The organism is Pseudomonas sp. P20, assembly GCF_016463925.1.
Classification (GTDB): domain Bacteria; phylum Pseudomonadota; class Gammaproteobacteria; order Pseudomonadales; family Pseudomonadaceae; genus Pseudomonas; species Pseudomonas aeruginosa.
In genome coordinates, this window is record NZ_JAEMVM010000013.1 from 59,197 (window position 1) to 76,914 (window position 17,718).

Here is a 17,718-nt window from a genome sequence, read left to right on the forward strand (position 1 = left end):
GTGAAGGCAACCAACTGACGCCACTGGCATCATTCCTTCAATGCTAAAAGCCCCTGCTGGTCTAACGACCAACAGGGGCTTTTAGCAGGAGCTAGGTACTTTGGCCGAACCACTTAACTTTGGCCGAAGTGGCAAATAACTTTGCCCACCTACACCTGTCACACGTCCAGGTTCGACACCGCCAGCGCGTTGCTTTCGATGAAGTCGCGGCGCGGCTCCACGGCATCGCCCATCAGGGTGTTGAAGATCTGGTCGGCGGCGATGGCGTCCTCGATGGTCACCTTGAGCATGCGCCGGACGTTCGGATCCATGGTGGTTTCCCACAGCTGCTCAGGGTTCATCTCGCCCAGCCCCTTGTATCGCTGGATGCTGTGGCGCTTGGTACCTTCGGCCATCAGCCAGTCCAGGCCGTCCTTGAAGGCGCTGATCGGGCGCTTGCGCTCACCCTTCTGCACGTAGGCGCCGTCTTCCAGCAGGCTGTTCAGCTGGTCGCCGAGCAGCGACACCGAGCGGTAGTCATTGCTGGCGAAGAAGTCACGGTTGAAGGTGACGTAGCTGGACAGGCCGTGGGCCACCAGTTCCACCTCGGGCAGCCACAGGTGGCGCTCGCGGTCTTCGCGCAGGCTGGCCTTGTAGGTCAGGCCGGACTTCTCGGCGGCGGTCAGACGCGCCTGGAACTTCTCCAACCAGCCCTGCATGGCCGACTCGTTAGCCAGGTCGTCCACCGACACGGTAGGCAGGTAGATGAAGTGCTCGGTCAGCTCCTGGGGGTACAGGCGCGACAGGCGCTTGAGGGTGGCGATCACCCCGCGATACTCGTTGACCAGTTTCTCCAGCGCTGCTCCGGACAGGCCCGGAGCGTGCTCGTTGACGTGCAGGCTGGCGTCTTCCAGGGCCGACTGGGTCATGTACTCTTCCATGGCCTGGTCGTCCTTGATGTACTGCTCCTGCTTGCCGCGCTTGACCTTGTACAACGGGGGCTGGGCGATGTAGATGTAGCCACGCTCGATCAGCTCGGGCATCTGGCGGAAGAAGAAGGTCAACAGCAGGGTGCGGATGTGCGAACCGTCGACGTCAGCATCGGTCATGATGATGATGTTGTGGTAGCGCAGCTTGTCGATGTTGTATTCCTCGCGACCGATGCCACAGCCCAGGGCAGTGATCAGCGTACCGACCTCCTGGGAGGAGAGCATCTTGTCGAAGCGCGCCTTTTCGACGTTGAGGATCTTGCCCTTGAGCGGCAGGATCGCCTGGGTCCGGCGATTGCGGCCCTGCTTGGCGGAACCGCCCGCGGAGTCACCCTCCACGATGTACAGTTCGGAGAGCGCCGGGTCCTTTTCCTGGCAATCGGCCAGTTTGCCGGGCAGGCCGGCGATGTCCAGCGCGCCCTTGCGGCGGGTCATCTCGCGCGCCTTGCGCGCGGCCTCGCGGGCACGGGCGGCGTCGATCATCTTGCCGACCACGGCCTTGGCTTCGTTGGGATTCTCCAGCAGGAAGTCGGCGAAGTACTTGCCCATCTCCTGTTCCACCGCAGTCTTCACCTCGGAGGAGACCAGCTTGTCCTTGGTCTGCGAGCTGAACTTCGGGTCCGGTACCTTCACCGAGATGATCGCGGTGAGGCCTTCGCGGGCATCGTCGCCGGTGGTGGCGATCTTGAACTTCTTCGCCAGGCCTTCGGCCTCGATGTAGTTGTTCAGGTTACGCGTCAGCGCCGAACGGAAACCGGCCAGGTGGGTACCGCCGTCACGCTGCGGGATGTTGTTGGTGAAGCAGAGCAGGTTCTCGTTGAAGCTGTCGTTCCACTGCAAGGCGACTTCCACACCCACGCCGTCCTCTTCACGCTGGACGTTGAAGTGGAATACCTCGTTCACCGCGGTCTTGTTGGTGTTCAGGTACTCGACGAAGGCCTTCAGACCGCCTTCGTACTTGAACAGCTCCTCCTTGCCGGTACGCTCGTCGCGCAGCAGGATGCCGACGCCGGAGTTGAGGAAGGACAGCTCGCGGATGCGCTTGGCCAGGATGTCCCAACTGAAGTGGATGTTGCTGAAGGTCTCCGGGGACGGCTTGAAGTGAACTTCGGTGCCGGAGCCATCGGTCTCGCCCACTTCGCGCAGTGGGAACTGCGGAACGCCGTGGTGGTAGACCTGTTCCCAGACCTTGTTGTGGCGACGGATGGTCAGGCGTAGTTCATGGGACAGCGCGTTCACCACCGAGACGCCCACACCGTGCAAGCCGCCGGACACCTTGTAGGTGTTGTCGTCGAACTTGCCGCCGGCGTGGAGGACGGTCATGATCACTTCCGCCGCAGAAACCCCTTCTTCCTTGTGGATATCCACCGGAATACCGCGTCCATTGTCGCGGACAGTGATCGACTCATCCGTATGGATGGTGATGCTGATTTCGCTGCAGTAACCGGCCAGCGCTTCGTCGATGGAGTTATCCACCACCTCGAACACCATGTGGTGCAGACCGGTGCCATCGTCGGTGTCGCCGATGTACATGCCGGGGCGCTTGCGTACGGCATCCAGCCCCTTCAGCACCTTGATGCTGGAAGAGTCGTACGTGTTGTTCTCGCTCATGCTTCACTCCCGATGGTCGTGGTCTGAGAGACTTTTCCATGTTCCACGTGGAACATGGATACCGGCGTATCCGTGCGCCAGCCGTCTTTCAATAGTTGCGGGTCCACGCAGGTGATGAATACCTGGCAACCCAAATCTTCAAGCAAGCGGCAAAGAGCCATTCGATGCTGCTCATCCAGTTCCGAGGGCAGGTCGTCCACCAGGTAGACGCACTGTCCGCGCTTGGCGCGATTGATCAGATGGCCTTGGGCGATGCGCAGGGCGCATACCACCAGCTTCTGCTGACCGCGCGAGAGAATCTCCGCGGCGTTATGACCTGCCAACCGTATGCGAAGATCCGCACGCTGCGGTCCCGCCTGGGTGTGGCCCATCTGCTGGTCGCGTAACAGGCTGGAAGCCAGGACCTCCAGGAGGTCCCGGTCCTTGTCCCAGCCTCGGTAGTAGCTAAGGGTCAGGTCATCCAGTGAAACCAATTCGGCGAGGGTTTCCTCGAATACCGGTTTCAACGCCTGGATATAGCTTCTGCGGTAGGCATCGATCTCATCGCTGGCCAGGCTCAATTCCCGGTCCCAGGCCGCTTGCGACGCGGGGTCCAGTTTACCATGCCGGAGCCAGGAGTTCCGCTGGCGCAGCGCCTTCTGCAGGCGCTGCCAGACGGGCAGAAACCGAGGTTCCACGTGGAACACTCCCCAATCGAGGAACTGTCGGCGGATCTTCGGCGCTCCCTCGAGCAACCGAAAGCTGTCCGGGTTGATCAGTTGCAGTGGAAGTGTTTCCGCTAATTGAGCCGCACTTCGGGCGTTCTGCCCATCGATGCGAATGGTGAACTCGCCCTGGCGTTCACGGGAAATCCCCAGGTTGCTGGCGATGCCGTTGGCCAACATCACCTGGCCGAATACGGTGCAGGCCGCTTCCTCGTACTGGATCACCGGCTGCAAGCGCGCACTGCGGAATGAACGCGCCAGGCCCAGCAGGTGGATGGCTTCGAGCACGCTGGTCTTGCCGCTGCCATTATCGCCGTAGAGGATGTTGATGCGGGGGGAGGGGGAGAGGGTCACCGGGTGCAGGTTGCGCACCGCGGTGACCGAAACGCGGGTCAGGGACATTCAGTGTGATTAGAGGCGCATCGGCATGACGACATAGGCAGAATCGTCATTGTCGGCCTCGTGGACCAGGGCGCTGCTGTTGGAATCGGAAAGGATGAAGCGGACCTGCTCGGTACCGATCACACCCAGCACGTCGAGCAGGTAACTGACGTTGAAGCCGATCTCCAGGTTGCCGCCGTTGTACTCGACCTGCACTTCTTCCTCGGCCTCTTCCTGCTCCGGGTTGTTCGCCTGGATTTTCAGCAAACCGTTGGAAAGCTGCAGACGAATGCCGCGGTACTTCTCGTTGGAGAGGATCGCGGTGCGGCTGAAGGCTTCGCGCAGTTGCTGGCGGTCACCGACCACCAGCTTGTCGCCACCGCGCGGCAGTACGCGTTCGTAGTCCGGGAACTTGCCGTCCACCAGCTTCGAAGTGAAGGTGAATTCGCCAGTGGTGGCACGGATATGGTGCTGGCCCAGGACGATACCGACTTCGCCGTCCTGCTCGGTGAGCAGACGAGCCAGTTCGAGGATGCCTTTGCGCGGCACGATCACCTGGTGGCGGTCCTGCGACGGGATCTGCGCATCCAGCGAGCACATGGCCAGTCGGTGGCCGTCGGTGGCGACGGAACGCAGGGTACCGCCGTTCACTTCCAGCAGCATGCCGTTGAGGTAGTAACGCACGTCCTGCTGGGCCATGGCGAAGCTGGTGCGGTCGATCAGGCGACGCAGCTTGCTCTGGGCAATGCTGAAGTTCAGCGAGCCGGGACCTTCCTCCACGGTGGGGAAATCGTTGGCCGGCAGGGTGGACAGGGTGAAGCGGCTACGCCCGGCCTTCACCAGGAGTTTCTGCTCTTCGACACGGATGTCGATCAGCACGTCGTTCGGCAGGCTCTTGCAGATGTCCATCAGCTTGCGCGCCGGTACGGTGATCTCGCCGGGTTCGGCGGCATCTTCCAGTACCACGCGACCAACCAGCTCGACTTCGAGGTCGGTGCCGGTCAGCGACAGTTGCTGGCCTTCGACCACCAGCAGGACGTTGGAGAGAACCGGCAATGTCTGGCGGCGTTCCACGACGCCGGCGACCAGTTGCAGCGGTTTCAACAGGGCTTCGCGTTGAATGGTGAAATGCATGGTCTAGTCCCTTGCCTCGTGGGCTGCGTCAGGTTGTCAGGGTACGCAGCAGGTTCTTGTAGTCCTCGCGGATATCCGCGTCGGATTCCCTAAGTTGAGCGATCTTACGACAGGCGTGCAACACCGTGGTGTGATCCCGACCGCCGAAGGCCACGCCGATCTCCGGCAGGCTGTGGTTGGTCAGCTCCTTGGAGAGCGCCATGGCCACCTGGCGCGGGCGCGCCACCGAGCGCGAACGCCGCTTGGACAACAGATCGGATATCTTGATCTTGTAGTACTCGGCGACGGTGCGCTGGATGTTGTCGATGCTGACCAGCTTGTCCTGAAGGGCCAACAGGTCCTTCAGCGACTCGCGAATCAGCTCGATGGTGATCGGCCGGCCCATAAAGTGCGAGTGGGCGATCACCCGCTTCAGCGCACCTTCCAGTTCGCGCACGTTGGAACGGATGCGCTGGGCGATGAAGAAGGCCGCATCGTGCGGCAGCTCGATCTTCGCCTGCTCAGCCTTCTTCATCAGGATCGCCACCCGGGTTTCCAGTTCCGGCGGCTCGACGGCCACCGTCAGGCCCCAGCCGAAGCGGGATTTCAGCCGCTCTTCCAGGCCTTCGATTTCCTTCGGATAGCGGTCGCTGGTGAGGATCACCTGCTGGCCGCCTTCGAGAAGGGCATTGAAGGTGTGGAAGAACTCCTCCTGGGAGCGCTCCTTACGGGCGAAGAACTGGATGTCGTCGATCAACAGTGCGTCCACCGAGCGGTAGAAGCGCTTGAATTCGTTGATGGCGTTGAGCTGCAAGGCCTTCACCATGTCCGCGACGAAACGTTCCGAATGCAGGTAGACCACCTTGGCGTTCGGGTTCTTCTTCAGCAGGTGGTTGCCCACCGCATGCATCAGGTGGGTCTTGCCCAGACCGACGCCACCGTAGAGGAACAGCGGGTTGTAGCCGTGCTTGAGGTTGTCCGCCACCTGCCAGGCGGCGGCGCGGGCCAACTGGTTGGACTTGCCCTCGACGAAGTTCTCGAAGGTGAAGGTACGGTTGAGATAGCTGGTGTGCTTCAGCGCACCTTCGACCTGGACGTTGCGCTCGGTGCGCACCGCAGGCGCTGCTCCGGCCGGCATGGCGGCGGCCAGCGGATCGATGCTGGGTTCTTCCGGCTCATAGGGATCGCTCGACACGCTGGGAGCCGTCGTCACTGGCGGCAGCTCTTCACGTGGCACTACCACGGGCGCGGCCGATACCGGCTGCACTGGCGCCGGCGGCGGAGCAACCGGAGGCGGGGGAGCCACGTGGGTCTGCGATGGGACGATGGCGGCGCGCGGCGTACGGCTACGCTTGCTGCCTATTAATAAGGAAAGCGCGGGCAACTGACCCTCGCCGCGTTCACCGAGCAGTTCCAGAAGCCGACCGAGGTATTTCTCGTTCACCCAATCGAGGACGAAACGGTTGGGTGCATACACACGCAATTCGTCGCCTTCGGCTTCGACCTGCAAGGGACGGATCCAGGTGTTGAATTGTTGGGACGGCAGCTCATCGCGGAGAAGATCCACGCACTGCTGCCAAAGTTCCACGGACACGGATATCCCCCAAAGATTGGAAAGGCGGCACAACGAAATAAGCGCCTATTGTAGCCGGACGGGCCGGACTTATCCACATGCCGATGCGCTGAGGCCCCAAGCAAATCAAGACCTTAATAAAAGCAGGCAGGCCGACGGACGGTCGTCCTGGACTTTGTGGATAACCCTTGCTTTGAAGGGGGTACATCCCTGCGCACAGCCGTGTGGAAAAAACCGCTGTGGATAACCATCTCGTTCATCCCCAGGCTTCGCTCAGGAAGGAAACAGCGTCGACACCGGTTCTCGACAACCTTTTGCCTGCCGGAGAAACACGCAATTGCTGGGCTTCATCGAGTTATGCACAGAAAAGCGCCGTCCCAAGAGCATTAACCGTTTCTATCCTTTAAAAGAAAAATGACTTCCTTGTATCTATCTATTACGTCATCGCTGGTTGGAAATTGACCTGCCCGTTCGATTTCACTAGAATCGCCGGTCTCTTTAAACGGGGTCACTGCGACCTCAAGTCGTCAACCCAGGTACCGAATCATGAAACGTACTTTCCAACCCAGCACCCTCAAGCGCGCTCGCGTCCACGGTTTCCGCGCCCGTATGGCCACCAAGAACGGCCGTCAGGTTCTGTCGCGTCGTCGCGCCAAAGGCCGTAAGCGTCTGACCGTCTGATTTATCCGGTACGGGTGGTGAGTCGGGACTTCGACCGGGACAAGCGTCTACTGACAGCCCGGCAATTCAGCGCAGTCTTCGACTCTCCGACCGGCAAGGTCCCCGGCAAGCACGTCCTGCTGCTGGCGCGCGAGAACGGTCTCGATCACCCCCGCCTGGGCCTGGTGATCGGCAAGAAGAACGTCAAGCTCGCCGTCCAGCGCAATCGCCTCAAACGCCTGATCCGCGAATCGTTCCGCCATAACCAGGAAACCCTGGCTGGCTGGGATATCGTGGTGATCGCGCGCAAAGGCCTGGGCGAACTGGAAAATCCGGAGCTGCACCAGCAGTTCGGCAAGCTCTGGAAACGCCTGTTGCGCAATCGACCTCGCACGGAAAGCCCTGCTGACGCCCCTGGCGTGGCCGACGGTACTCATGCATAGGTCGATGCCCGCGCATCCCGATCCCTGTAGTGTCATCCCCCCTTCGATGACCCGGCACCGTCGTTCCCAGCCAAGTTGTACTTCCCTAGCGTACGAGGCTATCGCGCAGCATGGCCCGCGACGCAATGGTCGCCCGAGTGCGGTTTCCTCCACTCGGCTCCATCACTGGCAATCCCGTAGCCGCGATCTGCTACTGTCAGTTTCCTTCAAGCACCGCCCTTTCTCGATGGCCGAGTAACCATGGACATTCAACGCTCGATTCTCATCGTCGCCCTTGCAGTCGTGTCCTACCTGCTGGTTCTCCAGTGGAACAAGGATTACGGTCAGCCTGAGCTGCCCGCCGCCAGCGCTTCGATGAACACCACGCAAGGCCTGCCGGACACTCCGTCCGCCTCGGGCACCAGCAGTGACGTTCCCACTGCCCAGAGCAGCGCGGCCGGCAGCGAAGCCGCCGACAAGCCGGTTGCGGTCAGCGACAAGCTGATCCAGGTGAAGACCGACGTCCTCGACCTGGCCATCGATCCCCGTGGCGGCGATATCGTCCAGCTCGGCCTGTTGCAGTATCCGCGCCGCCTGGACCGTCCGGACGTGCCGTTCCCGCTGTTCGACAACGGTCGCGAACGTACCTACCTGGCGCAGAGCGGCCTCACCGGTGCCGACGGCCCGGACGCCAGCAGCGCCGGCCGCCCGCTGTTCCACAGTGCGCAGAGCAGCTACCAGTTGGCCGACGGCCAGAACGAACTGGTCGTGGACCTGAGCTTCAGCCACGACGGTGTCAACTACATCAAGCGCTTCACCTTCCACCGTGGCCTGAAAGCCGATTGCTCGGACAAGGAAAAGGCCCAGAAGAAGATCGAGTGCATCAATGAAAACGCCTATCAGGTCGGCGTCAGCTACCTGATCGACAACCAGAGCGGCAAGACCTGGAGCGGCAACCTGTTCGCCCAGCTCAAGCGCGACGGCAGCGCCGACCCGTCCTCGACCACCGCCACCGGGGTGTCCACCTACCTCGGCGCCGCGGTCTGGACCCCGGATTCGCCGTACAAGAAGATCTCCACCAAGGACATGGACAAGGAACAGTTCAAGGAGTCCGTGCAGGGTGGCTGGGTCGCCTGGCTGCAACACTACTTCGTGACCGCCTGGGTTCCGACCAAGGGCGAGCAGCACCAGGTCATGACCCGCAAGGACGGCCAGGGCAACTACATCGTCGGTTTCACCGGCCCGACCCTGAGCGTTCCGGCGGGTAGCAAGGTGGAAACCGACCTGACCCTGTATGCCGGCCCGAAACTCCAGAAGCACCTGAAGGAACTCTCCCCGGGCCTGGAACTGACCGTCGACTACGGTTTCCTTTGGTTCATCGCCCAGCCGATCTTCTGGCTGCTGCAACATATCCACAGCCTGATCGGCAACTGGGGCTGGTCGATCATCGCCCTGACCGTCCTGATCAAGCTGGCCTTCTTCCCGTTGTCCGCCGCCAGCTACCGTTCGATGGCGCGCATGCGCGCGGTGTCGCCGAAGATGCAGGCGATCAAGGAACAGCACGGCGACGATCGGCAGAAGATGTCCCAGGCGATGATGGAGCTGTACAAGAAGGAGAAGATCAATCCGCTGGGCGGCTGCCTGCCGATCCTGGTCCAGATGCCGGTCTTCCTCTCCCTCTACTGGGTACTCCTGGAAAGCGTGGAAATGCGCCAGGCGCCGTGGCTCGGCTGGATCACCGACCTGTCGGTGAAGGATCCGTTCTTCATCCTGCCGATCGTCATGGGCGGCACCATGCTGATCCAGCAGATGCTCAACCCGACCCCGCCGGACCCGATGCAGGCCAAGGTGATGAAACTGATGCCGATCATCTTCACCTTCTTCTTCCTCTGGTTCCCAGCCGGTCTGGTGCTGTACTGGGTAGTCAACAACTGCCTGTCGATCGCACAGCAGTGGTACATTACCCGCAAGATCGAGGCAGCCGCGAAGACCGCCTGACGTCTATCGCGAAAACTGTCCACAACAAGACGCCCCCTCGAGGGGCGTCTTGCTATCCGGAGATATCCACATGCAAGCCGCCACCGAAACCATCGTCGCGATCGCTACCGCCCAGGGCCGCGGCGGCGTGGGAATCGTCCGCGTCTCCGGACCTCTCGCCGGACAGATGGCCGTGGCCGTGAGCGGACGCCAGCTGAAAGCCCGGCATGCGCATTACGGACCGTTCCTCGATGCCGGTGGGCAGGTGATCGACGAAGGCCTGTCACTGTATTTCCCCGGCCCGAACTCGTTCACCGGCGAAGACGTACTCGAACTGCAGGGGCACGGCGGCCCCGTGGTACTCGACCTGCTGGTGCAGCGTTGTCTGGAACTGGGCGCCCGCCAGGCGCGACCGGGCGAGTTCAGCGAGCGCGCGTTCCTCAACGACAAGCTCGACCTGGCCCAGGCCGAAGCCATCGCCGATCTGATCGAGGCCAGCTCGGAGCAGGCCGCGCGCAATGCATTACGTTCCCTGCAAGGCGAATTCTCACGCCGGGTACATGCATTGACCGAGCAACTGATTTCCCTGCGCATCTATGTCGAAGCCGCCATCGACTTCCCCGAGGAAGAAATCGACTTCCTCGCCGATGGCCATGTACTGGGGCTTCTGGAAAAAGTACGCACAGAATTATCCACAGTGCAGCGCGAAGCTTCCCAAGGCGCCCTGCTGCGCGACGGCATGACCGTGGTCATCGCCGGACGACCGAATGCCGGCAAGTCCAGCCTGCTGAATGCCCTGGCCGGTCGCGAGGCGGCCATCGTCACGGACATAGCCGGCACCACCCGCGATGTACTGCGCGAACATATCCACATCGATGGCATGCCCCTGCATGTGGTGGACACCGCAGGCCTGCGGGATACCGAGGACCATGTGGAAAAGATCGGCGTGGAACGTGCGCTGAAAGCCATCGGCGAAGCCGATCGCGTGCTGCTGGTGGTGGACGCCACCGCCCCGGAAGCAGCGGACCCGTTTTCCCTATGGCCGGAGTTTCTCGACCAGCGACCGGAACCGGGCAAGGTCACCCTGATCCGCAACAAGGCGGATTTGTCCACAGAGTCCATTGGCCTCGAGGAAAGCGCGGACGGCCACGTCACCATCACCCTCTCGGCGCGCACCGGCGCCGGCCTGGAGCTGCTGCGCGAACACCTGAAGGCCTGCATGGGCTTCGAACAGACCGCGGAAAGCGGTTTCAGCGCCCGCCGGCGCCACTTGGAAGCGCTACGCCTGGCAGGGCAGGCGCTGGAGCATGGCCACAGCCAACTTATCCACAATGGCGCCGGCGAACTGCTGGCCGAGGATCTGCGCCAGGCCCAGCAGCACCTGGGCGAAATCACCGGCGCATTCACCCCCGACGACCTGCTGGGTCGCATCTTCTCGAGTTTCTGCATCGGCAAGTAATGGGGCTCGGCCCACGCCGAGTTGTGGATAACCAGGGCAAGGTTCGCTCCGGTTCTGCGTACTTTCCTTTCACTGTGCCCCTTCGCCGGCACTCAACCACGCAGGCATGGATTGCCGGCGCGCCGCTTCGTCCCCGAGAAAACCATCTGCGCCGATGTCGGTCTGCATGGGATGGATATCCACCTGGGAGAGGTTTATGCACAGGCACCGCGCTCCGATCCGGCGTCCGCGAAGGCGCTGCGCTGTGGTCAATCTCTATCTGCTCGCCCCTCTCGAACGGCGTATCTATCCCGTTGTCTCGCCTGGCGCTATCGCCACGCGCCGGGACGTTCCGTGCACGCAAGTCAACCCGGTAAGCGGTTTATCCACAAGCCTGGAAGAGATTCTGCGAAAAGAGCTGTTGCAGACCCTGGACTCCGTCGATACCGGCCAGGCGGGGCCCTCGCCTTCGGCTCCCAAGGCGTCCCACGGCGAGCACTCGGACACTACAGCATGGAGATCGTAGCCAACCTGGCGGTGTGGCTCGGCGGCGAATGCCAGGCCGGACAGATGATCAGTTACGACCGCACTAGCGGGCTCAGTGCTCGGCTACCGCTGCGCAAACCCGCTAACGAGGGCTCCGAGCGGGATTTCCAGGTCTCCGCCAAGCGCCGCTTCGAGCGCCTGTCGTCATCTATCGATACGCTGGAAAGCGGCAACGACTGAGCCTTTCCCACGCCTTTCCATCTCCTTCTTCCTACCTGGCTGCGGTCCTGCCGCGGCCCGGATACACTCGCCTGAAACCTGTGGAAAACCCCAGGGACAGGAGGGTAGATAAACCCGCCGAAGCTCTGTGCATAACTCCACATGTTGATAACGAGCCATTCCATCCACAGCTAAAAAACGCTTATCAACAGGGCCCAGATAGGGTTTGGGACAGCCTTATCATTCGCTACAGGCTATGTCTTTACTGGGCTCGACGTACTTATCAACAGAAAAGCCGCTGCTAAGTAATAAACACAAGTTCTAAAAAGATATAAACATTCCTTTCCTTTTATTTTTTGTAAGCCCGCCGAGCCGTTTTGCTCCCTCGATATGGATTGGCTATTTTTTGTCCAGGAGTCTTCATTCAGGTTCGCTAAATCCTTATACTGTCCGGCTTTCCTGAATTCCTGCTTCTGAACAGGCCGAGGTGCGTGGTGGATTTCCCTACCCGTTTTGACGTAATCGTGATCGGCGGTGGCCATGCAGGCACCGAAGCCGCACTCGCGGCTGCGCGCATGGGTGTGAAAACCCTGCTGTTGACCCACAATGTGGAAACCCTGGGGCAGATGAGCTGCAACCCCGCCATCGGCGGCATCGGCAAGAGCCATCTGGTCAAGGAAATCGACGCCCTTGGCGGCGCCATGGCCGAAGCCACCGACAAGGGCGGTATCCAGTTCCGCATCCTTAACAGCCGCAAGGGGCCGGCAGTGCGCGCCACTCGTGCACAAGCCGATCGCGTGCTCTATAAGGCCGCTATCCGCCATACACTGGAAAACCAGCCGAACCTGTGGATATTCCAGCAGGCCTGCGACGACCTGATCGTCGAGCAGGATCAGGTCCGCGGCGTAGTGACTCAGATGGGACTGCGCTTCCATGCCGACAACGTGGTCCTGACTACCGGCACCTTCCTCGGCGGACTTATCCACATCGGCCTGGAGAACTACTCAGGCGGACGCGCCGGCGACCCGCCGTCCATCGCACTGGCGCGTCGTCTGCGTGAATTGCCGCTGCGGGTCGGCCGGCTGAAGACCGGTACGCCGCCGCGGATCGACGGGCGCAGCGTGGACTTCTCGGTGATGACCGAGCAGCCGGGCGACACGCCGATCCCGGTGATGTCCTTCCTCGGTTCGAAGGAACAGCATCCCGAGCAGGTCAGTTGCTGGATCACCCATACCAACGCCCGGACCCACGAGATCATCGCCGCCAATCTCGATCGTTCGCCGATGTATTCCGGTGTGATCGAAGGCATCGGCCCGCGCTACTGCCCTTCGATCGAAGACAAGATCCATCGCTTCGCCGACAAGGAAAGCCACCAGGTCTTCCTCGAGCCGGAAGGCCTGACGACCCACGAGCTGTATCCCAACGGCATTTCCACGTCCCTGCCATTCGACGTGCAACTGCAGATCGTGCGTTCCATCCGTGGCATGGAAAACGCCCACATCGTGCGGCCGGGCTATGCGATCGAGTACGACTTCTTCGATCCCCGCGATCTCAGGTACAGCCTGGAGACCAAGGTCATCGGCGGCCTGTTCTTCGCCGGCCAGATCAACGGCACCACCGGCTACGAGGAAGCTGGCGCCCAGGGCCTGCTGGCCGGCGCCAATGCTGCGTTGCGCTCGCAAGGCAAGGACAGCTGGTGCCCGCGCCGCGACGAGGCCTACATCGGCGTGCTGGTGGACGACCTGATCACGCTCGGCACCCAGGAGCCGTACCGCATGTTCACCTCGCGGGCGGAATACCGCCTGATCCTCCGCGAGGACAACGCCGACCTGCGTCTCACCGAGAAGGGACGCGAGCTGGGCCTTGTCGACGATCGGCGCTGGGCTGCCTTCGAAGCCAAGCGCGAAGGTATCGAACGCGAGGAACAGCGGCTGAAGAGCACCTGGGTGCGGCCGAATACCCCGCAGGGCGACGCCATCGCCGAGCGCTTCGGTACGCCGCTGACCCATGAATACAACCTGCTCAACCTGCTGAGCCGCCCCGAGATCGATTACGCCGGCCTGGTGGAGATCACCGGCGACGCTGTGGATAACCCCCAGGTGGCCGAGCAGGTGGAGATTCGCACCAAGTACGCCGGCTACATCGACCGCCAGCAGGAGGAAATCGCCCGGCTGCGCGCCAGCGAAGATACCCGCCTGCCTGTGGATATCGATTACCTGGGGATTTCCGGCCTGTCGAAGGAAATCCAGAACAAGCTGAACCAGGCCCGTCCGGAAACCCTCGGACAGGCTTCGCGGATCCCCGGCGTCACGCCGGCTGCGATTTCGCTGTTGTTGATCCACCTGAAGAAGCGTGCCTCTGGCCGCCAACTGGAGCAGAGCGCTTGATGTCTGCGGTAACCCAACACCATGCCGACGAACTCGCGCGTGGTGCTGACGAGCTCGGCGTCGCCCTTGACGCCGACAAGCAACGCCAGCTGCTGGCCTACCTGGCCCTGCTGATCAAATGGAACAAGGCCTACAACCTGACCGCCGTACGCGACCCGGACGAGATGGTTTCGCGCCACCTGCTCGACAGCCTGAGCATCGTGCCTTATGCCGAGGCTGGGGATAACTGGCTGGATGTCGGCAGTGGCGGTGGCATGCCCGGCGTCCCGCTGGCCATCCTGTTCCCGGAAAAGCGCCTGACCCTGCTCGACAGCAACGGCAAGAAGACTCGCTTCCTGACCCAGGTGAAGCTCGAACTGAAGCTGGCCAACCTCGAAGTCGTGCACAGCCGGGTGGAAGCCTTCCGTCCCGAGAGCCCCTTCGATGGCATCGTTTCCCGCGCTTTCAGCAGCCTGGAGGACTTCGCCAGCTGGACCCGCCACCTAGGTGGCCAGGAAACCCGCTGGCTGGCGATGAAGGGTGTGCATCCGAACGAAGAGCTGGCGGCACTCCCGGAGGATTTCCGGGTCGAAGCCGAGCACGCGCTGGCGGTACCCGGTTGCCAAGGTCAGCGGCATCTGCTGATACTGCGGCGCACAGCATGAGGGGGGAACAGGGATAACCATGGCTAAGGTATTCGCGATCGCCAACCAGAAAGGCGGTGTCGGCAAGACCACGACCTGTATCAACCTCGCGGCCTCCCTCGTGGCGACCAAGCGCCGCGTCCTCCTGCTGGACCTGGATCCCCAGGGCAACGCCACCACCGGCAGCGGCATCGACAAGCACAACCTGGAGCACTCCATCTACGACGTGCTCACCGGCGAATGCAACCTCGCCGAGGCCATGCAGTTCTCCGAACACGGCGGCTACCAGTTGCTGCCGGCCAACCGCGACCTCACCGCCGCGGAAGTGGTGCTGCTGGAAATGGACATGAAGGAAAACCGCCTGCGCAACGCGCTGGCGCCGATCCGCGAGAACTACGACTACATCCTCATCGACTGCCCGCCGTCGCTGTCGATGCTCACCGTCAATGCGCTGACCGCCGCGGACGGCGTGATCATTCCCATGCAGTGCGAGTACTACGCGCTGGAGGGACTGACCGACCTGATGAACAGCATCCAGCGCATCGGCCAGTTGCTCAATCCGACGCTGAAGATCGAGGGCCTGCTGCGGACCATGTACGACCCGCGCATCAGCCTGACCAACGATGTCTCCGCGCAGTTGCAGGAGCATTTCGGCGACACCCTCTACAGCACCGTCATCCCGCGTAACGTGCGCCTGGCCGAGGCCCCGAGCTTCGGCATGCCGGCGCTGGTTTACGACAAGCAATCCCGCGGCGCCATCGCCTACCTGGCGCTGGCCGGCGAGCTGGTCCGCCGCCAGCGCGCCAAAGGCCGCGCCGCAACCGCATAAGGAACCCGCATGGCAGCCAAGAAACGTGGACTGGGACGCGGGCTCGATGCCCTGCTGGGCGGCTCGAGTCCCGCCAAACTGCAGGAAGAAGCCGTACAGGCCGACCGCCGCGAGTTGCAGCAGATCCCCCTCGACCTGATGCAGCGCGGCAAGTACCAGCCACGTCGCGACATGGACCCTCAAGCCCTGGAGGAACTGGCGCAGTCGATCAAGGCCCAGGGGGTGATGCAGCCCATCGTGGTGCGGCCGATCGCCAATGGCCGCTACGAGATCATCGCCGGCGAGCGGCGCTGGCGGGCCAGCCAGCAGGCGGGACTGGAAAAGATCCCGGCGCTGGTGCGCGACGTGCCGGACGAAGCGGCCATCGCCATGGCGCTGATCGAGAACATCCAGCGCGAGGACCTCAACCCGATCGAGGAAGCCGCTGCCCTGCAACGCCTGCAGCAGGAGTTCCAGCTGACCCAGCAGCAGGTCGCGGAAGCGGTCGGCAAGTCGCGCGCGACCATCACCAACCTGCTGCGCCTGATCGGCCTGCCGGAAGAGATCAAGACCCTGCTTTCCCATGGCGACCTGGAAATGGGCCATGCCCGTGCGCTCCTCGGTCTGCCGGCGGAACGGCAGGTGGAAGGGGCGCGACATGTTGTCGCACACGGGCTGACCGTACGTCAGACCGAAGCCCTGGTTCGGCAGTGGACGCATGCCCCGGACAAGCCTGCGGGACCGGTCAAGAGCGACCCGGACATTGCCCGCCTGGAACAGCGCCTGGCCGAGCGCCTGGGCGCTTCGGTGCAGATCCGGCATGGTCAGAAGGGCAAGGGACAGTTGGTCATCCGCTACAGCTCCCTGGATGAACTGCAGGGCGTTCTCGCCCACATCCGTTGACACACTTTGGGTTGTAGCGGGTAGTCGGAAATCACTACCAGCCAGTTGAACAGGGGGGACTCCCCCCCTATACTCTGCGCGCTATTTTGTGGGCACTTTTTATGCCAAGTCGTTGATTTGGCAGTGCCGACACCAGAAGACTGAGAGCGCGATGGAGTCCCGCATGCCAAGTCGCCTGCCGGCATTCAGATTGCTGCTCGTCCAACTGGTAGTAGTGCTTGTTGCTGCGATCTCCCTGTGGATTTCTTGGGGACCGGTAGCCGGATATTCCGGACTGCTGGGAGGGATGATCGCCTGGTTGCCGAATTGTTATTTCGCCTACAAGGCGTTCCGTTTCAGCGGAGCGCGGGCTGCCCGGGAAATCGTTCGCTCTTTCTATGCGGGCGAAGCCGGGAAACTGATTCTGACGGCGGTGCTCTTCGCACTGACGTTCGCAGGCGTGAAGCCACTGATGGCGCCGGCTCTGTTCGGTGTCTATCTGCTGACCCTGATGGTCAGCTGGTGCGCACCCCTGCTGATGGGAAAAACATTTACAAGACCTTAGAGCGATTGAGGCAAACATGGCAGCAGAAACCGCTTCGGGTTACATCCAGCACCACTTGCAGAACCTGACCTTCGGGCGTCTGCCTAATGGTGATTGGGGGTTCGCCCACACCGCCGAGCAAGCCAAGGAAATGGGCTTCTGGGCATTCCACGTAGACACCCTGGGCTGGTCGGTACTGCTCGGCGTGGTGTTCCTGTTCATCTTCCGCCTGGCGGCCAAGAAGGCCACCAGCGGCCAGCCGGGTGGACTGCAGAACTTCGTCGAGGTGATGGTCGAGTTCGTCGACACCAGCGTCAAGGACACCTTCCACGGGCGTAACCCGTTGATCGCGCCCCTGGCCCTGACCGTGTTCGTCTGGATCTTCCTGCTCAACCTGATCGACCTGGTACCGGTGGACTACCTGCCGATGCTGGCCGCGAAGATCACCGGCGACGAGCACCTGTTCTTCCGCGCGGTGGCCACCACCGACCCGAACGCCACCCTCGGCCTGTCGATCTCGGTGTTCGCCCTGATCGTCTTTTACAGCATCAAGGTCAAGGGCATCGGCGGCTTCCTCGGTGAACTGACCCTGCACCCCTTCAGCAGCAAGAACATCGTCGTTCAGATCCTGCTGATTCCGGTGAACTTCCTGCTCGAGTTCGTGACCCTGATCGCCAAGCCGGTTTCGCTGGCGCTGCGTCTGTTCGGCAACATGTATGCCGGCGAACTGATCTTCATTCTGATCGCCGTCATGTTCGGTAGCGGAATGTTCCTGCTGAGTGCCCTGGGCGTAGCCCTGAACTGGGCGTGGGCTGTGTTCCACATCCTGATCATCACCCTGCAGGCCTTCATCTTCATGATGCTGACCATCGTCTACCTGTCGATGGCGCACGAAGACAACCATTAATCGATTCGCTTCAAC

The 17,718-nt window shown here is 61.9% G+C and carries 14 protein-coding genes and 1 pseudogene; 11 read left to right on the forward strand and 4 right to left on the reverse strand.

Annotated features, from left to right (window positions below; all coding sequences use genetic code 11):
- Nucleotides 1–158: 158 nt before the first annotated feature.
- The 4 genes and pseudogenes from gyrB to dnaA form a co-directional block, all read right to left on the reverse strand.
- Nucleotides 159–2,579, reverse strand: coding sequence for a DNA topoisomerase (ATP-hydrolyzing) subunit B (gene gyrB / locus JHD77_RS18020; protein ID WP_003097268.1), 2,421 nt, complete (start codon nt 2,577–2,579; stop codon nt 159–161).
- A 3-nt stretch (nt 2,580–2,582) separates the two neighbouring features.
- Nucleotides 2,583–3,685 (reverse strand): annotated as a pseudogene (recF, locus tag JHD77_RS18025) (DNA replication/repair protein RecF).
- Nucleotides 3,686–3,694: 9 nt separating this feature from the next.
- Nucleotides 3,695–4,798: a DNA polymerase III subunit beta gene (gene dnaN, locus JHD77_RS18030; protein ID WP_003097262.1), complete on the reverse strand. Its 1,104-nt coding sequence runs from the start codon at nt 4,796–4,798 to the stop codon at nt 3,695–3,697.
- 28 nt (nt 4,799–4,826) lie between these two features.
- A complete protein-coding gene (gene dnaA / locus JHD77_RS18035) occupies nt 4,827–6,371 on the reverse strand; it encodes a chromosomal replication initiator protein DnaA (protein ID WP_003109151.1) in 1,545 nt (514 codons plus the stop codon).
- Nucleotides 6,372–6,896: 525 nt separating this feature from the next.
- Between dnaA and rpmH the strand changes: the two genes are divergently transcribed.
- The 11 genes from rpmH (at nt 6,897) to atpB (ending at nt 17,703) form a co-directional block, all read left to right on the forward strand.
- Nucleotides 6,897–7,031: a 50S ribosomal protein L34 gene (rpmH, locus tag JHD77_RS18040; RefSeq protein WP_003100258.1), complete on the forward strand. Its 135-nt coding sequence runs from the start codon at nt 6,897–6,899 to the stop codon at nt 7,029–7,031.
- Between the two features lie 14 nt (nt 7,032–7,045).
- Nucleotides 7,046–7,453 (forward strand): ribonuclease P protein component, encoded by a 408-nt coding sequence (rnpA, locus tag JHD77_RS18045; RefSeq protein WP_003100251.1) that lies wholly within the window; start codon nt 7,046–7,048, stop codon nt 7,451–7,453.
- A gap of 240 nt (nt 7,454–7,693) precedes the next feature.
- On the forward strand, nt 7,694–9,430 hold the full coding sequence (gene yidC, locus JHD77_RS18050; RefSeq protein WP_003097255.1) for a membrane protein insertase YidC: 1,737 nt from the start codon (nt 7,694–7,696) through the stop codon (nt 9,428–9,430).
- Between the two features lie 70 nt (nt 9,431–9,500).
- Complete coding sequence (gene mnmE, locus JHD77_RS18055) at nt 9,501–10,868, forward strand: tRNA uridine-5-carboxymethylaminomethyl(34) synthesis GTPase MnmE (RefSeq protein ID WP_003100248.1); 1,368 nt, start codon at nt 9,501–9,503, stop codon at nt 10,866–10,868.
- Between the two features lie 492 nt (nt 10,869–11,360).
- On the forward strand, nt 11,361–11,573 hold the full coding sequence (locus tag JHD77_RS18060) for a hypothetical protein (RefSeq protein WP_003458395.1): 213 nt from the start codon (nt 11,361–11,363) through the stop codon (nt 11,571–11,573).
- A 473-nt stretch (nt 11,574–12,046) separates the two neighbouring features.
- Nucleotides 12,047–13,939 (forward strand): tRNA uridine-5-carboxymethylaminomethyl(34) synthesis enzyme MnmG, encoded by a 1,893-nt coding sequence (gene mnmG, locus JHD77_RS18065; protein WP_003100244.1) that lies wholly within the window; start codon nt 12,047–12,049, stop codon nt 13,937–13,939.
- Nucleotides 13,939–14,583 carry a 16S rRNA (guanine(527)-N(7))-methyltransferase RsmG gene (rsmG, locus tag JHD77_RS18070; RefSeq protein WP_024916303.1) on the forward strand — a complete coding sequence of 215 codons (645 nt, stop codon included), beginning with the start codon at nt 13,939–13,941 and terminating at the stop codon, nt 14,581–14,583. Before mnmG ends, rsmG begins: the two co-directional genes overlap by 1 nt.
- A 19-nt stretch (nt 14,584–14,602) precedes the next feature.
- A complete protein-coding gene (gene soj, locus JHD77_RS18075; RefSeq protein ID WP_003097243.1) occupies nt 14,603–15,391 on the forward strand; it encodes a chromosome partitioning protein Soj in 789 nt (262 codons plus the stop codon).
- A gap of 9 nt (nt 15,392–15,400) precedes the next feature.
- Nucleotides 15,401–16,273, forward strand: coding sequence for a ParB/RepB/Spo0J family partition protein (locus JHD77_RS18080; protein ID WP_004351900.1), 873 nt, complete (start codon nt 15,401–15,403; stop codon nt 16,271–16,273).
- A 163-nt stretch (nt 16,274–16,436) separates the two neighbouring features.
- Nucleotides 16,437–16,817, forward strand: coding sequence for a F0F1 ATP synthase subunit I (locus tag JHD77_RS18085; protein ID WP_003118473.1), 381 nt, complete (start codon nt 16,437–16,439; stop codon nt 16,815–16,817).
- 16 nt (nt 16,818–16,833) lie between these two features.
- Nucleotides 16,834–17,703 carry a F0F1 ATP synthase subunit A gene (gene atpB, locus JHD77_RS18090; protein ID WP_003100237.1) on the forward strand — a complete coding sequence of 290 codons (870 nt, stop codon included), beginning with the start codon at nt 16,834–16,836 and terminating at the stop codon, nt 17,701–17,703.
- The last annotated feature ends 15 nt before the right edge of the window (nt 17,704–17,718 follow it).

Bases quoted from the DNA above. Each gene is read 5' to 3' on its own strand.
- yidC (WP_003097255.1), top strand. From the start codon at position 7,694: ATGGACATTCAACGCTCGATTCTCATCGTCGCCCTTGCAGTCGTGTCC.
- gyrB (WP_003097268.1), bottom strand. From the start codon at position 2,579: ATGAGCGAGAACAACACGTACGACTCTTCCAGCATCAAGGTGCTGAAG.
- soj (WP_003097243.1), top strand. From the start codon at position 14,603: ATGGCTAAGGTATTCGCGATCGCCAACCAGAAAGGCGGTGTCGGCAAG.
- JHD77_RS18060 (WP_003458395.1), top strand. From the start codon at position 11,361: ATGGAGATCGTAGCCAACCTGGCGGTGTGGCTCGGCGGCGAATGCCAG.
- rpmH (WP_003100258.1), top strand. From the start codon at position 6,897: ATGAAACGTACTTTCCAACCCAGCACCCTCAAGCGCGCTCGCGTCCAC.
- rsmG (WP_024916303.1), top strand. From the start codon at position 13,939: ATGTCTGCGGTAACCCAACACCATGCCGACGAACTCGCGCGTGGTGCT.
- dnaN (WP_003097262.1), bottom strand. From the start codon at position 4,798: ATGCATTTCACCATTCAACGCGAAGCCCTGTTGAAACCGCTGCAACTG.
- JHD77_RS18085 (WP_003118473.1), top strand. From the start codon at position 16,437: ATGCCAAGTCGCCTGCCGGCATTCAGATTGCTGCTCGTCCAACTGGTA.
- atpB (WP_003100237.1), top strand. From the start codon at position 16,834: ATGGCAGCAGAAACCGCTTCGGGTTACATCCAGCACCACTTGCAGAAC.
- mnmE (WP_003100248.1), top strand. From the start codon at position 9,501: ATGCAAGCCGCCACCGAAACCATCGTCGCGATCGCTACCGCCCAGGGC.
- JHD77_RS18080 (WP_004351900.1), top strand. From the start codon at position 15,401: ATGGCAGCCAAGAAACGTGGACTGGGACGCGGGCTCGATGCCCTGCTG.